Annotated in this window: 11 protein-coding genes and 1 pseudogene; 2 read left to right on the top strand and 10 right to left on the bottom strand. The window is 28.9% G+C overall.

Annotated features, from left to right (window positions below; all coding sequences use genetic code 11):
- Nucleotide 1: 1 nt before the first annotated feature.
- Both BN2746_RS00670 and BN2746_RS00665 read left to right on the top strand, forming a co-directional pair.
- Complete coding sequence (locus BN2746_RS00670; protein ID WP_055077944.1) at nucleotides 2-1,300, top strand: glutamate-cysteine ligase family protein; 1,299 nt, start codon at nucleotides 2-4, stop codon at nucleotides 1,298-1,300.
- On the top strand, nucleotides 1,301-2,620 hold the full coding sequence (locus BN2746_RS00665) for a glutathionylspermidine synthase family protein (protein WP_055077943.1): 1,320 nt from the start codon (nucleotides 1,301-1,303) through the stop codon (nucleotides 2,618-2,620).
- 260 nt (nucleotides 2,621-2,880) lie between these two features.
- On the opposite strand, the pseudogene BN2746_RS09280 reads toward BN2746_RS00665, so the two are convergent.
- The 10 genes and pseudogenes from BN2746_RS09280 to BN2746_RS00620 all read right to left on the bottom strand — a co-directional run.
- Nucleotides 2,881-3,265 (bottom strand): annotated as a pseudogene (locus BN2746_RS09280) (transposase); the annotation flags it as partial.
- A complete protein-coding gene (locus tag BN2746_RS00660) occupies nucleotides 3,234-3,470 on the bottom strand; it encodes a hypothetical protein (protein ID WP_055077942.1) in 237 nt (78 codons plus the stop codon). The gene BN2746_RS00660 and the pseudogene BN2746_RS09280, both read right to left, overlap by 32 nt.
- 75 nt (nucleotides 3,471-3,545) lie before the next feature.
- Nucleotides 3,546-3,995: a hypothetical protein gene (locus BN2746_RS00655; protein ID WP_055077941.1), complete on the bottom strand. Its 450-nt coding sequence runs from the start codon at nucleotides 3,993-3,995 to the stop codon at nucleotides 3,546-3,548.
- Nucleotides 3,995-5,998: an AAA family ATPase gene (locus BN2746_RS00650; RefSeq protein WP_055077940.1), complete on the bottom strand. Its 2,004-nt coding sequence runs from the start codon at nucleotides 5,996-5,998 to the stop codon at nucleotides 3,995-3,997. The genes BN2746_RS00655 and BN2746_RS00650 overlap by 1 nt, the downstream gene beginning before the upstream one ends.
- Nucleotides 5,988-6,176, bottom strand: coding sequence for a hypothetical protein (locus tag BN2746_RS00645; RefSeq protein WP_055077939.1), 189 nt, complete (start codon nucleotides 6,174-6,176; stop codon nucleotides 5,988-5,990). The genes BN2746_RS00650 and BN2746_RS00645 overlap by 11 nt, the downstream gene beginning before the upstream one ends.
- Nucleotides 6,173-7,528 (bottom strand): DEAD/DEAH box helicase family protein, encoded by a 1,356-nt coding sequence (locus tag BN2746_RS00640; RefSeq protein ID WP_055077938.1) that lies wholly within the window; start codon nucleotides 7,526-7,528, stop codon nucleotides 6,173-6,175. Before BN2746_RS00640 ends, BN2746_RS00645 begins: the two co-directional genes overlap by 4 nt.
- Complete coding sequence (locus tag BN2746_RS00635) at nucleotides 7,518-10,283, bottom strand: sigma factor-like helix-turn-helix DNA-binding protein (RefSeq protein ID WP_055077937.1); 2,766 nt, start codon at nucleotides 10,281-10,283, stop codon at nucleotides 7,518-7,520. The genes BN2746_RS00640 and BN2746_RS00635 overlap by 11 nt, the downstream gene beginning before the upstream one ends.
- 166 nt (nucleotides 10,284-10,449) lie before the next feature.
- Complete coding sequence (locus BN2746_RS00630; RefSeq protein WP_055077936.1) at nucleotides 10,450-11,073, bottom strand: nitroreductase family protein; 624 nt, start codon at nucleotides 11,071-11,073, stop codon at nucleotides 10,450-10,452.
- Between the two features lie 119 nt (nucleotides 11,074-11,192).
- Nucleotides 11,193-13,841, bottom strand: a complete 2,649-nt coding sequence (locus BN2746_RS00625; RefSeq protein WP_055077935.1) for a cell wall-binding repeat-containing protein — start codon at nucleotides 13,839-13,841, stop codon at nucleotides 11,193-11,195.
- 108 nt (nucleotides 13,842-13,949) lie between these two features.
- On the bottom strand, nucleotides 13,950-14,369 hold the full coding sequence (locus tag BN2746_RS00620) for a DUF4829 domain-containing protein (RefSeq protein WP_055077934.1): 420 nt from the start codon (nucleotides 14,367-14,369) through the stop codon (nucleotides 13,950-13,952).
- Nucleotides 14,370-14,471: the final 102 nt, after the last annotated feature.

Genomic DNA, 14,471 nt, shown 5'->3' with positions numbered 1-14,471 from the left:
TATGAAAGACGTTAATATTCAAAAAATTACCGACTACATAAAGTCCGGTGAGAAAAAAATAGAAGATTTCACCGTTGGCGTTGAAATGGAACACTTTACAGTTTCCAATAAAGATGGAACTTCCGTTAGCTATTATGGTGAAAGCGGTGTAAATGAAACACTTAAATATTTAAAGGATAATTTTGATTTTAAAGCTGGAGAGGAAGATGGTTATATATTAACTTTAGATTCTCCCCTTGTAGATATTAGCACAGAACCTGGAAGTCAATTTGAAATAGCCATAAAATCTCAAAAAACTGTAAGAGAGCTTGATAAAATTTACAGGGAGTTTATACCTAATGTACTAAAGCACTTGGATGAAAAGGATCAATCTCTATTAGCCCTTGGATACCATCCAGTTACTAAGATTGAAGATATAAAAATTCTTCCTAAACATAGATATGATCATATGTTTAACTACTTTAAAAAGCAAGGGGACATGGCCCACAATATGATGAAGGGAACTGCATCTGTTCAAACTGCCATAGATTATAAAGACGAAGAAGACTTTAAATTAAAATATTTTCTATTAAGTGTCTTCACTCCTGTGTTCTATGCGATGTATGACAATGCATATATTTTTCAATCAAACCCTACTAAATTACACACCATTAGACAAAAGATTTGGGAAAACACAGACAGAGACAGGTCTGGACTTTTCAAAATAGGTTTTGATGAAGACTTTTCATACGAAAAATATGCAACAAAGATATATAATACGCCAATCATCTTTAGAGATGTAGATGGCAAGACAGTTTCTACTGGAGATATGACTTTAAGAGAAGTTGTTGAAGAAGGTGTAGAACTTACAGATGAACTTATATTTCACGCACTATCAATAGTATTTCCTGACATCAGAGTAAAAAAATATGTCGAAGTTAGAATGTTTGACGCCGCGCCATATCCTCTTAACTTTACAGTGCCAGCATTAATAAAGGGACTTTTCTACAGAGATGTAAATCTTAAAAAACTTTACGAAATTGCTAAAGGTACAACCTATGAAGAAGCTATAAATGCAAAGAGAGATATTATATCAAGCGGCCTTGATGCAAAATACCTTGGCAAGACACTAAGCGAACTTTCAAATATACTTTACGAAATGGCCATGGACGGTCTTGATGAAGAGGATAAACCTTATTTAAAACCTCTAAAGCCATATGTTGAAAATAAGAAGACTCCAAGGGATATTTTTGAAAATATCTATAGGAAAGAGGGCCTTTTAAAAGCCATAGACAGATTTAAAATAAGATTGGAGGACTAATTGTATAATCAAGAATATTTTGATAAATACCTTGAAATAATTGAAAAATATAAAGATAAATACTACAACGACTACCTAAATATGGTTGACAGAGTAAATCATTCCAATGCAATTTACCACGGAGAACCTATACCTGTAACATATCAAGGACTTTTTTATGATGAAGACACCAAAAAAAACTTAAGTGACATCTCATCAAAACTTATGCAAATTACAAGGCGTGTTACAAATCATTATTTAGAGGACGAAGAATATAGAAAACTTTTTAATTTTCCAAAAAAACTTGAAGAATTAATTTTACACGACCCTGGCTATGACATTCCAGTTCCAATTTGTAGATACGATATATTTTATAACTCCAAGGACAAATTTAAATTTGTAGAGTTTAACACAGATGGTTCCTCTGCAATGAACGAGGACAACGAAATCGGTCAAATACTTTTAGATACCTTGGCAATGAAAAAACTTTCAAAAGAGTATGAACTTGTAAATGTGGACCTTATTAACTCTTGGGTTAAGGCGTCATTAGACATATATAATAGAAACAAAGAGGGCAAACCGAATGTTGCAATTGTAGACTTTTTAGACATTGGAACAACTTATGAATTTGAGGCCTTTAAAAAAGCCTACATCGAAGCGGGAGTTAACTGTGAAATCATAGATATAAGAGATCTTGAATATAAAAATGGTAAACTATGCAAAGGCGACTATGTGGTTGACTTGGTGTACAGAAGAGCTGTCACCGTTGAAATAATGAATAAGATTGACACAGTAGAACCATTTATAGATGCCTACATGGACAATGCATTTATGATGCTTGGCTCCTTTAGATCACAACTGATGCATATTAAACCTATTTTTGAAATACTTCTAATGGACGAAACAAAAGCCTTTTTAAAAAAGGATGAAATTGAATTTTTAGAAAAGTCCATACCTAAGACATTGAAGTTTGAAACAGAAGAAGACTTTAATGAAGTTTTAAATAATAAAGACGACTATATATTAAAACCAATGGACTCCTATGCTTCCCAAGGAATATATACAGGTAGAGAACATTCAAAAGAAGAGTACGGAAAAATATTAAGAGAAATTCTTGGAAAAAACTATATCTACCAAGAATATTACGACATGGACCCACTAAAATTTGTAGAATTTGATAGCGAAGGACAACTTCATGTTGGCGAGTTCGGCGTAGTACTTGGAATGTTTATATATGACGAAGAATTTGTCGCACCATATACAAGAATAGGAAAAGAGAGTCTAATCTCTGGCGCAAGAAAATATTATACAGTGCCAAATGTGCTTGTAAAGAGGAAATAAAAGAACAGAAGAAACTGTTGGGGTGTACGAATAATGATGTGTACCCATAAAACTGAACACATTAATTAAAGGTTCTGTAAATAATTTTGTGTATCAACCTAAATCCTGGTATAAGGGTAAGGGTTGATACATTTTTTTATGTATCAATACCTATCCATTCCTATAGGAATGGAGCTTGTCTTAATTTTACACGACTTTAATAAACTGTCAAATTTTTTTGTAGAAATTTGCAGCTGCTTTTAACTATGTTTTTAACTTATCTAAAACCTCCCCTCAAAAAATATTGATAATTGCGATAAGATTTGATCCCAACCGCGTATTCTACTTGTCCACTTGCTTGAAGCATCCACCATTGCTAAATACAAGCTTTTTTGCAGAGCATAGTCATTTGGAAAGATGGTTTTATTTTAAGTTACTTCCCTTAGTTGTCTATTGAAGTTTTCCATTGCATTTGTTGTGTATATTAGCTTTCTTATTCCTTCTGGATACTTGAAATATGTTGATAATTCAGCCCAGTTGTTTTTCCAAGAACTTACGCACATCGGGTATTTTTTTACCCCAATTCTCTTCAAACATATCTAAATTACTTAATGCTAAATCTTCTGTAGAAGCCTTATATACAGTTTTTAAGTCTCTCATTAATTTCGTTTTCTATTGCAGTAGACTTTATTGATTTTCCAGCTATCACTTTAGATACAATTTCTAATTTCTCATCAGGTGTCCAATTGATATGATTTCCATGTTTTAAAATTTCTGGTCCATGAACTTCTTCAGGTGTATAAGGCCATTTACCTTCTCTGCACGACTCTGACTCTACGCACTCCTTTTTTAATTCATAACTATATTTCATAAAAATACCCTCCTTACTGGGTTGTCCAGTAAAGAGGGTACATATCAATACATCAACAGTTTCTTTTGTCCCATTTTAAAATGGAACTTCATTAACTTTTTCATAAAAATACTTTAGTAAATCTAAATCATAATCTTTGTGGGATTTCAAAAGAACCCCTTTCTCTATATTATATTTAAAAACTTCTTCATAAAGAATTTCTAATCCTCTGTTAGCATAATCTTTTAAAGTTTCAATACAATTTTTTTGAAATTCTCTATCGTTTAGACCTTCTATAAACTCATCACCATAAATATCATATAAAATTGAATATAGTATTGAGCGTTGTTCTTTGTTTAAGTAAGAAGGTCTAAACTCTGGACCTTTACTTGTGTTTTTTTGAACAGCTCCGCCATCAACATATCCTAACACAGTCGTAATAAAAAAAACTTCGTGAATTCCAAATGTAGACTTTAAAACTGATACAATATCGTCGAAATTTTCATCAAGAACTATTCTTCTTGATCCTTCTGATAAAAAAGCCATTAGTAAACCTCTCTTTCACTAATTTCTGTTTTCCCACTTACTTTATTTAAGCTATACATCTTCCCTACTTTTTCAAAATGACTAAATATATTTTTTTCATTAGCAGTATACTCTGTATCCGTCAAAAGAAGTATCCATTGATCTGCCATTTCTGGAATATTTTTGATTACATTTTCTCTATTTTCGCTACTAAGTCTTGCAAATGGAGTATCCATAAAAAGCGGAAATTCTATGCCTTCTACACCCTTTGTAGCTAATTTAGCCAATGATAAAACAAAAGATAAAGATAGAAGTTGTTTTTGACCAGCACTTAAATCTTGAATTATATTGTCACCATTTATATCTTTAACAGAAATTCTAAATTTATCACTAATTTCTACTTTGTCAAAGTAAAGATTTTCTTCATCTATTAGTTTTCTAAAAGTTTTTCCTATTTCTTCTGAAAGATCATTAACCATTAGTTCAGAGTACTCATCAATAGTTATTTCTATAGCCTTTTTAATTTCTTCTAGTTTTTCCTTTGTATTTGCAATTTCTAAATCTTTGTATTTTTCCTCTTCTAACTTTGAGAGTTTCTTTTTAAACTTTTCTAATTGCTCCAAATCTCTATCTTTAACACTTATAGCATTTGAAATATTAATTTCATTAGATTCTATATCTATTTCTATATTATTCAAAGAATCAGTGAGTTTTTTTATTTTCTCAGAATCATTGATATCTATAAGATATTTCTCCCTTATAGCCTCATTCTCTAATCTTTTTTCTTTTATTTCTTCTTTCCTTTTTACAATATCAGATATAGTTTCATTTATTGACTTCAATATTTTTTCTTTATCAGCATACTTAGATTCTGTTTCTAAAATAGAATCTACAATTCCTGTCATTTCACTACTTTTATATTCTTTTATAAGCCTCCCTATATAAATATATTCTGTCGAATTTTCTTTAATTTCATTGCTACACATTAAACATTTTCCATCACTTATCGCTTTTTGTAGCATATGCACTGGAATGATATCTGGGCTTTTTTCTAAAATGCTCTCAAAATTTGCTCTATTTTTATAAACTAAATCCATTCCATATAGTATAGAACAGTCTATAATTTGTTTTGTTATTGATTTCTTTTTTTCTTTAATTAAATTCTCTTTTTCTGAAATTAATTCTGCATTTTTTTCAATAATGCTTATCTGATATTTCTTTTCTTCACTATCTCCTAAAACATTATTTATATGTTCTTTTTCTTCTTTCATTTGCTTGCGTTCTTCAGACAATTTGCTTAATTTTATATCATACTTTTCAATTCTTTCTTCGTAATCTTTTATCATTCCTTGTAAATTATTCAATTCTTCATCATTTTTATTCTTATCTCTTAGTTGTTTATTCAAGTTTGAAATTTCAATTTTAATTTGATCGACACTTTTTTCTAAATATTCTATTTGAAGTATGTTCATTACACCTTTTTTTATATCTTCAGCTATAGATTTTTCAGTACTTTCTGGGTCTAAAAGATTCATCTCTTCTGCGTCATAAAAGAAAAACTCTCTTATTTCAGGAGCAACTATTGAGTTAATATACCTTTGAACTTGATCTGCACTTGAAAAAGACTCTCTAAGATCTCCAGTACTTTCAATGTGCTGTAACTTAGGTTCAAATACCTTCTTGGTTATTTTACCTTCTTCAGACTTATTCGCTGTGATTTCTCTATCTAAAATGTACTCCATATTATCTTGCTCAAATTTCAAGTTAACAGACGCCTTGACTGGTTTTCCTAAGTTTTCTTCTAATAGATCTAAATTTACAAGATTTAAATCTTTAATAGAATTGTCTTGTTTAAGGCTTTCGTCTCCATATAGCACAAACATTAAAGCTCTGTAAATACTAGTTTTACCAGCCCCATTATTTCCTTGAATTAAAGTTGTATTTTTATCTCCTAAAGCAAATTCTATTTTTTGCTCTCCATAAAATTGACGAAAATTATTTATAACTAACTCCTTAATCAGCATATCTATCTCCCCTTGAAATATTATATCTTTCAATATTTTGTAATAATTCTATCCTTGCATTCTCATCGCTAACTCTATTATCTTTTATTCTTTCTATAAAATTAAGAGCTATTTCTATCAAGTCATCATCATTAAGCTCTTTGGCAATAAGATTTTTAATATCACTTTGTATTTTCATAAAATAAAATTCTCCTTTTCGCTTTCTTCAAATGTATTCTCTGGTTTTTTGTCTATAAGATCTAATAAATTTCTTTTTTCTAACAAAAATCTAACTTTACTTCTTGCTTCGTATTTATTTCTTGCTAAATCTGAAAATTCAGCAAATCTTGGCATTTCTATATTTGCTAGCGATTCAAAATTTTTGTCCTGAAGATTTTCATCTAAAACTATAAAGTCATAAATATTTGCAAATAGCTTTTCATCACTTTTCCTAAGCACCCTTCCCCTTCTTTGAATATACTCTCTTGGATTTGATGTGCTCGATAAGATATATGCATCCTTTATGATAGGAATATCAACGCCCTCATCTAAGCATTTTATAGAAACTAACATGTCTATCTCCCTACTTAGCAATAGTTCTATTGATTTTTCTCTATTCTTGCTGTCTATTTTAGATGTGAATCTATTTGCTTTAATTCCTAAATTTGAAATGCTTTTTGTAATTTCTATCTCTTCTCCTGGTGCACAGAAAACAATGCTAGGATCAAATACTTTTTTGTTTTTTAAGATTTTTAAAAATTCTTCTCTCTTGTTAGCTGCTCTTTTAACAATCATGGCTCTTCGCCTTAACAAACTTTCTAATTGTTGTTTGTTTTCATCCTTATCTAACATATAGTATCTAATTAAGTTAGTTAAATTTTCAAAAGTCTCTAACTCATCTTCTGTAAACTCTACCACTATTGGATAATAGTTGTATTCTACAAGCATATCTTGATCTATAGCTTTATCCAACGAGTATTCCAAAATACAATTTGGAAAATACTTTTCTATTATCATATTTCCTTGATAATCTCTCCATTTTTCTGGAGTAGCTGAAAGGCCCAATCTGTATTGGAAGTTAACTAATTTGCAATTTTCAAATTTTTTTAGTCCAATATTGTGACATTCATCTGCTAATAAAAATGACCTATCAATATTTTCAGTTAATATATCATTGAATCTGGGTAAGCCCATACTGTTATATGTTCCTATAACAATAACTCTATTAGTGAAATTATAATTATAATTCCAGATGGAATCTTTTAATTCATATTCCCATTTTCTATTGCTGCCATCAACCTGTAGATAGTTCTTAATGTTGAATTTCTTAAAGTTTTTAACCCATTGAATTATTAAATCTCTTGTAGGTACCATTATCACTAAAAATTGCTTATTATCATTATTAAATGTTTCATTTGCAATAGAAAGGGCTGTAAATGTTTTTCCTGTTCCAGTAGCCATTTTTAAGACCCCTTTTTCTTTATCTTTAAAAGATTCAATGGCTTCTAATTGATAATCCCTTAATTCTATATTCCCTTGATTACCTGTCATAGCTTGTGCTAACCTTCCCTATTTCATCTTTCGTGAATATATTCTTATTGTATAGTTCTATATATATCACCTTTGCTGACTCAGGTATAAGTCCTAAAGATTTTAAATATTTTAATACATTTTTTTCATTAGGGTAATCTTTAAAATTTTTCATTTCGTTTTGAATAATTTGTCTATAATTAGTTTCACTATTTCCATTAACCATAATGAAAGGATCCACATCATAATTAAAAGTAAAATCATCAACTTGTTTGTAATTAAAATATCTTTTTAATATATAGGCAAAAAAATCGTTACTCCATATACTAACTGGTGAGTATGGAAGTTCAGCGAATTTTTCGCTTAATTTTGATACAGAAACATAATCTTTATTTATATACTTTTCAAGAAATTTTTTTATTTCATGAATTAAATTACAATCAATAACAATTCCTTCTTCTCTTGCATATCTATCATAATTTATAGGTACTAACTTAAATTCTTCAAGCCATTCTCTAAGCCTCATGAAAATCGTTGGTTCTTTATAAGTAATCTCATGTAAATAATCAATTATATCTTTACGATATAGCTCGTTACCTTTTCCTTTTTCTTTGAATAGCAAATCTAATAGTCCAAATTTATTTGGATTTTTAAAAACAACTTTATTATTTCCAATATGACAATCCACTGCGCTACTTAAAAAATTCCTAAACATTTTTAAAGAAGTACAATTTAAAATTATTAAAGCTTTATTTAGCTCCTCGTCAAGTTGAAATTCATTATACATATTAGAAATCGAAACATACTCTTCGTCTTGTAGTAGTTTATAAAATTTGTCTTCAATAATTTTTAAAGCTTCTTTTATTTCATCACTCTTATCTTCTTCAAATAAAATAACCTCATTATTTTTCAAAAACATAGAGTTGTTTTGGATGGCAGCGTCAATAGTATATCTTTCGACTCCCATTAAATCTATTAGGTCATCTATATTCATGCTATTATCATTTTGCTCTAAAATACTTATAATTAATTCTTCTGTACTCTTAAAGTAATCTTCCGTTTCAAATATTCTAAAAGTACTACTTTTCCCATAGAAATAGAATTCACCATCCAGTAATAAGTGAAGAATATAATACAATGTATCTTCATGTATTGAATAATGTTCTAGTTCTTTTTTGTATTTGTAATATAGTTTCTTAACAGAAACGAATCCATTAAAATCAATCTCCGTTCTTAAATCTTTCTCTATTTTAGATAGTACATCTATAGGCAAACTAGAAAATTCAAAATGAATATATTTATCAGATCCCAGTTTTAATATCTCTGAACCTAATCGTTCTATTCCTGCAGTAATTCTCCTAATATCCTTTTTAGAATATTCTTTCAACTCTATTTCTTCAGGATCTATATCAATTTTTTCAACTTTATTTTTAAAATCATTATATCCCTCTTCGCTAGAAAGATCTAAAGCTGTATCTTTATAAAAATTCTTAATAACATAACGATACACTTCAATCTTTTTTAATGGGTATTTTATAATGTAATTTTCTCTTACCTTCAAATCCATGTTCTCAAGATATTTTTTTATATTAAAATTATCTAAATGAAAAGTATTTGATATTTCTTTCTTTAACAAGCTTATAGATGTAATTTGATTATTTGATACATAATTTATAATACTCTTTAAACTATCCATCATTTTTTCCGTGTTCTTGTTATAAAATATTTCTAAATCTGAATCAAAAAAAATACCATCACATTCTATGTTTGTAAGAACATATTTAAGTACTGTATTTTCATGTAGATACAATTTACTATTTTCCAAAAACTGAAAAAACCCTATTTCTATAAGTCTATCTCTTATTATTTCTAAACTTTTTTTAGATATTTGTCTTACTCGCTCCCTTGTTACACCTAAAATATTAGCTATGTCTTGAAGTGTATTACCTGCACATCTCCATCTAAGTATGTCTTTTCTATTATCTTTTAATTTAACATTTATAGCGTCAACAAACTCATTAAGATCTTTAGTTTTCATTATTTTCTCGAAAAATATAGATTGTTTTAAATCCTTTGTAATAATTTCTGAGTATCCCCTTAATTTTTTAAGATATTTATTAACAGAAATTTTTTGATCTCCTAAATCTATTTTTATATTTAAAAAGTTCTCTATCTCGTATTTTTCTAATAATTCTTTATCCCAATTTTTATTAAATTTAACATCATTTATATTTATATAAAGCTGCTTTTCGCCTTCACTATGTATTTCTTCATTCGTTTCTGTATTAAAAGATTTTAATCCACAACCATTGTCCTTAAATATTTTCTTAAGCAAAGGCATATCACTTTCTTTTAATCCTAAATATTTAAATCCTTCTAACGGTATTCCTTTTAAGTCCTTAAAATTGTTTATTTCCATGTTTTTTAATAGAATTTGAACCTTAAAAACTTCTAAATCATCAATACCTTTTTCAGATAATAACTCATCAAAAATATAAATTGGATGTATCACATCATCATAAAAATAATTTGTTATTATGTTGTTTACCTTATTTGTATCGGATAGCTCAAAATATCCGCCCCTGAAAATCATTTCTTTAACAGTATTGAAAAATAAAATTTTATTATTTTGATATAATTTTCTAAATTGTGCAATATCAACAAAATACTGATTATCCAGCTTTTCAATCTTTAAGTTTTGTATATTATTAAATTTTTGACTCTCGAAAATTGACGGAAGATATAATCCTTCTTCTAATTTATTCCCACTAATCATTTCTACTCCATTTCAATAAACGTTTTCAGTAATATTATATTATTTCTAACATCGCATCATTTTTCGTGCTTTAATCATTTTTATACAATATACTTCTTGTTTTGTCAATAGAAAAGAAGATACTTACTACTCAACAATTAGTAAATATCTTCTTATGCAATTCAAGTTATTCAAATCTTGTTACTTCTTCTGGTTCAAGTCTTACGCTTTCATAAGTGTCGTACTCGCCTTTTCCAATTGCAACTATTGTAACTGGAACATATCTTTCTTTATCAAGTCCAAATTCTTCTGCGATGACATCTTCTTCAAACCCACCTATTACACAGGTTTCGTATCCATGGGCTCTTGCCACAAGTAGCATCTGCATTGCTGCGAGACTTGAGTCAATCTTTACTATGTCATTCATCTTTTGTTTTGATGCTCCGGTGTATGCTGGTAAAATAGCTTCTACCATTTGTTCCTTCACATCTTCTGGCATAAAGCCTTTTTCTACAGCTCTGCTATAAATCTCTTCTGTTTTTTCATAGCATTTCATATCTCCAAATATGATTATCATTGCTGAAGATGTATCATTTTGTATTTGATTGAATCTTATTAGTGGACGTAGCTTGTCTTTGCCCTCTTGTGATTCCACTACTACAAATCTCCAAGGTTGCAAGTTTACTGAAGAAGGTGCTTCTGTTGATTCTTTGATTATTTGAAACATTTCATCTCTTGGAATCTTGTAGTTTTCATCAAACTCTCTCACAGAACGTCTGTTAAAAACTATATCTTTAAAATCGTTATTCATATTATCCCCCTCAAATCAAACTAATTTATCTATACCCGATTAGTTAACGCTCTATCTATTTATATCTAAATACTTTTTCTACTCATATAAAAAGGACCGGTTAATCCGATCCTCTTTTGCTATTTAATTACAATTTTAAAGTCTTTTACTTCATAAACATAGTTTGGATAGTCTTTATTCATCCAATCTTTTTCATTTTTAAATTTAAATAAAAGACTTGTAGTAATTTCTTTATTTGTTTTATCAAAATCTTCTTCTACTTTAAAAGTAAGTTTATCAGTTTCAGGATTATAATGTGCCTTAAGTCCCATAATATTTGTTTCAACGTCTACAGTAAATTCTCCTTCTTCAGGTTTATAAACTGATAGGCCCTTAAATGGACTGTCTATAGAAATTTCTTTGTTATCTAAGTTTAAAGTATATCCTGAAATAACTTGATTATTACTTTCTATACTATACAAATCTGGTTTATCTTTTAGTGGGGATAAATCATTAACTTCATTGTTGTTAAATCTTATGCTGCTAAGTTCTGTTAAATCTTTTAATGAACTTATATCTTTAATTTTATTGTTAGCTATCTTTAAACTTGAAAGTTGTTTAAGATTTTTAAGTCCTGATATATCTTCAATATTATTATCTTCTAAAGTTAGATTTTCTAATTCAGTAAGTTCTGAAAGTTCTTTAATATCTTTAAAACCTGTTTTTGACAAGTTTAATGAAGTTAATTCCCTTAAGTTAGAAACTCCTTTTATATTTAATAAAGGATTATTTTCAAGATTTAAATCTTTTAACTTAGTTAGCTTTGAAACATCAATATCTAAACCTTCATTGTCTTTTAAATTTAATTCTTTTAAATTAATTAAATTTTCTACTGGTTTAAAATCTTTTATTTCATTGTCTTCTGCATAAAAGATGTTTAACTTTTCTAAAACTTCTATTCCTTTTATTGATTTGAATTTATTATGTCGTATATCTAATCTTGTAAGATTTTTAAGGCTCTTAACTGGAGTTATATCATCTATTTGATTATTTCTAATAGTTAAATCCTCTAAGTTTGTTAAATTTGATACTGCTGATATATCTTCAATTTGATTTACAGAAATGTCTAAAACTTTAAGCCCATGTAGTTTCTTTAATACGCTTATATCCACTATCTTATTGTGAGAGATAAATAATTTCTCAAGATTTTGAAGATCTCCAAGTGGAGATATGTCTGTTATAGCATTATGTGCAAGTCTTAGACTCTTTAATTTTTTTAGTTCTCTTAAATTTTCTATATTTGTTATTCCCCCTGATGAGTCTTCCCCATTAGAAGAAATTGTTAAAGTTTCAAGATTTGAAGCTTTTTCAATTCCCTTTGTGCTCTTTATGTCCATCCAATTATAATCTTCGTCGTATATTACAACTCTAAGATCTGTTAAAAGTTTCATTTCACTTTCGTAGATTTCATTTGAATCTTTATCTTTTCTAAATGACTTGTCGGAAAGTCTAAATTCAAATTCTCCCATATCACTTTCAAATACATCTTTACCTTCGTATTCTTTAAAGTGCTTAAGTAAGTATTCTTTTACATTTTCGTCTCCAAATTCAACAGCTTTGTCAAGTTCTTTTATCGCCTTTTCTAATGTATCAATAGCTTTGTTAAGACTTGAAACATCTTTATTATCAACTTTTGATGTAACTTCATCAATGGTTTCTTTTAAATTTTCAAGAGACTCTTTAGAGTATTTACCTTGTAATTCATCTTTTGCTCTTTTTAATACTTCACTTAATTTTCTTTGAAGTCTTATCTCTTCAGCTTCTATAACAGTTCCAGAATTATCTTCTTTATTTACTATCTTTGAAAAACTTTCTTCCAAGGATTTAGATACAGAAGAACTTCCTCCAAATATTATTATATTTGGGTTTGATTTCTTAATAATATTTTTAAATACAGCATTATCACCACTATTAACAAGTACAATTGGTGCGTTTCTCTTTATGCTTACAGGTCCTGCTACAAGAGGGTCTGCAAAGTTCTCACCACTTGCAACTAAAACTTCTTTTAAGTTTTCCCCATAAACTTCCTTTAGTACCTTAAGTGAACCTTCATATCTATCCTTACCTGCAATTCTTTTTACACTACCCATAGCTTTTAGTCCTTCTTCAATAGACTTAGGAAGATACATTGAACCACCTATAAGAGTGAATCTTTTTACACCAAGCTTACTAAATACTTCTTTTGATTCTTCTACATTGTCCCTAACAAGAAGTATTGGTGATTTAACCTTATTTGCATAACTTATTCCATAAAGTGCATCTGCGTGAACCTTACCAGTTGCTAATACAACTTCATCAAGATTTTTATAGGTAGATAATATTACCTTTCTATTGGTTTCATATCTGTCACGGCCAGCAATCCTCAAAACTTTTTTATTCGTAAGACTATTTTCTACCTTTTCAGAAACAGAACTCTTTCCCCCAAGAATTATAACTTGCTCAAAGTCTTTAAGTTTTTCCCTTGTATTTGAGTCCATGTCATCAGCACCAGTAAAGAGTATTGGCATCTTACCTTGACTGATAATTGAAGCACTAAGTGCATCTGCAAATGCATGGGAGTTTACAAGTATAGATGAATTTGAACCACTAAACTCATCTGTTGCTACCTTTACAGCAACTTCCTGTCTGTTCTTTCCCGAATATCTCTTTACAACTCCACTGGCTAAAGAAGTTGAAGAAATACTTAAAGAAATCGCTAACACCAACGCTAATTTTCCAACTTTTTTCATAATTTCCTCCACAATATTTTTGATTTATTTACAAATCATTGTAGTTAATTATATAACAAATCCACTAAAATTTCATCAAAAAAATGATGACTTTCGCCATCATTTCATTTAATATCCTTTCTCTTCTACTTTCCAATCACTATTTTTATCTTCTCTTATAAGTATCCAATTAAAAGCTTTGTATTCGCCTTCACTTAGACCTTCGTTTATATCGCTACTTACAGTGAAGTCCGTATTTATAACTATTATGTTATCTGGAGTTATATCGTTCATAGACCCTCTTCCATATGTCTTGTATACATCAACTTCTTCATTTGATTTTTCTTCATCGTAATAAATCTTTGTAAGCTCTGCGTCTTTAAATGCAAAGTTCTGTTCAACTAAAACCATAGCCTTATCTATCTCTTCAGTAGAGAACTTTTCAGACTTGCCGATATTTCTTTCGATTTTTGATTCTTCTGCCTTGTTACATGCTGATAAATTAAGAATAATTAACAGCGACAACAATGTAAGTAATATTTTTTTCATAGCACCCTCCTTGCTCTTTGTTTTATTATATACCTGGATTTCAATTATTAATAGATGTTAATTACTACAATATGTCAAAGATTATCCATAAAAAAAAGACAA

Source organism: Lagierella massiliensis (assembly GCF_001407835.1).
In the GTDB taxonomy this organism is placed as follows: Bacteria; Bacillota; Clostridia; order Tissierellales; family Peptoniphilaceae; genus Mediannikoviicoccus; species Mediannikoviicoccus massiliensis.
This window is presented reverse-complemented; position numbering and strand designations above follow the sequence as displayed.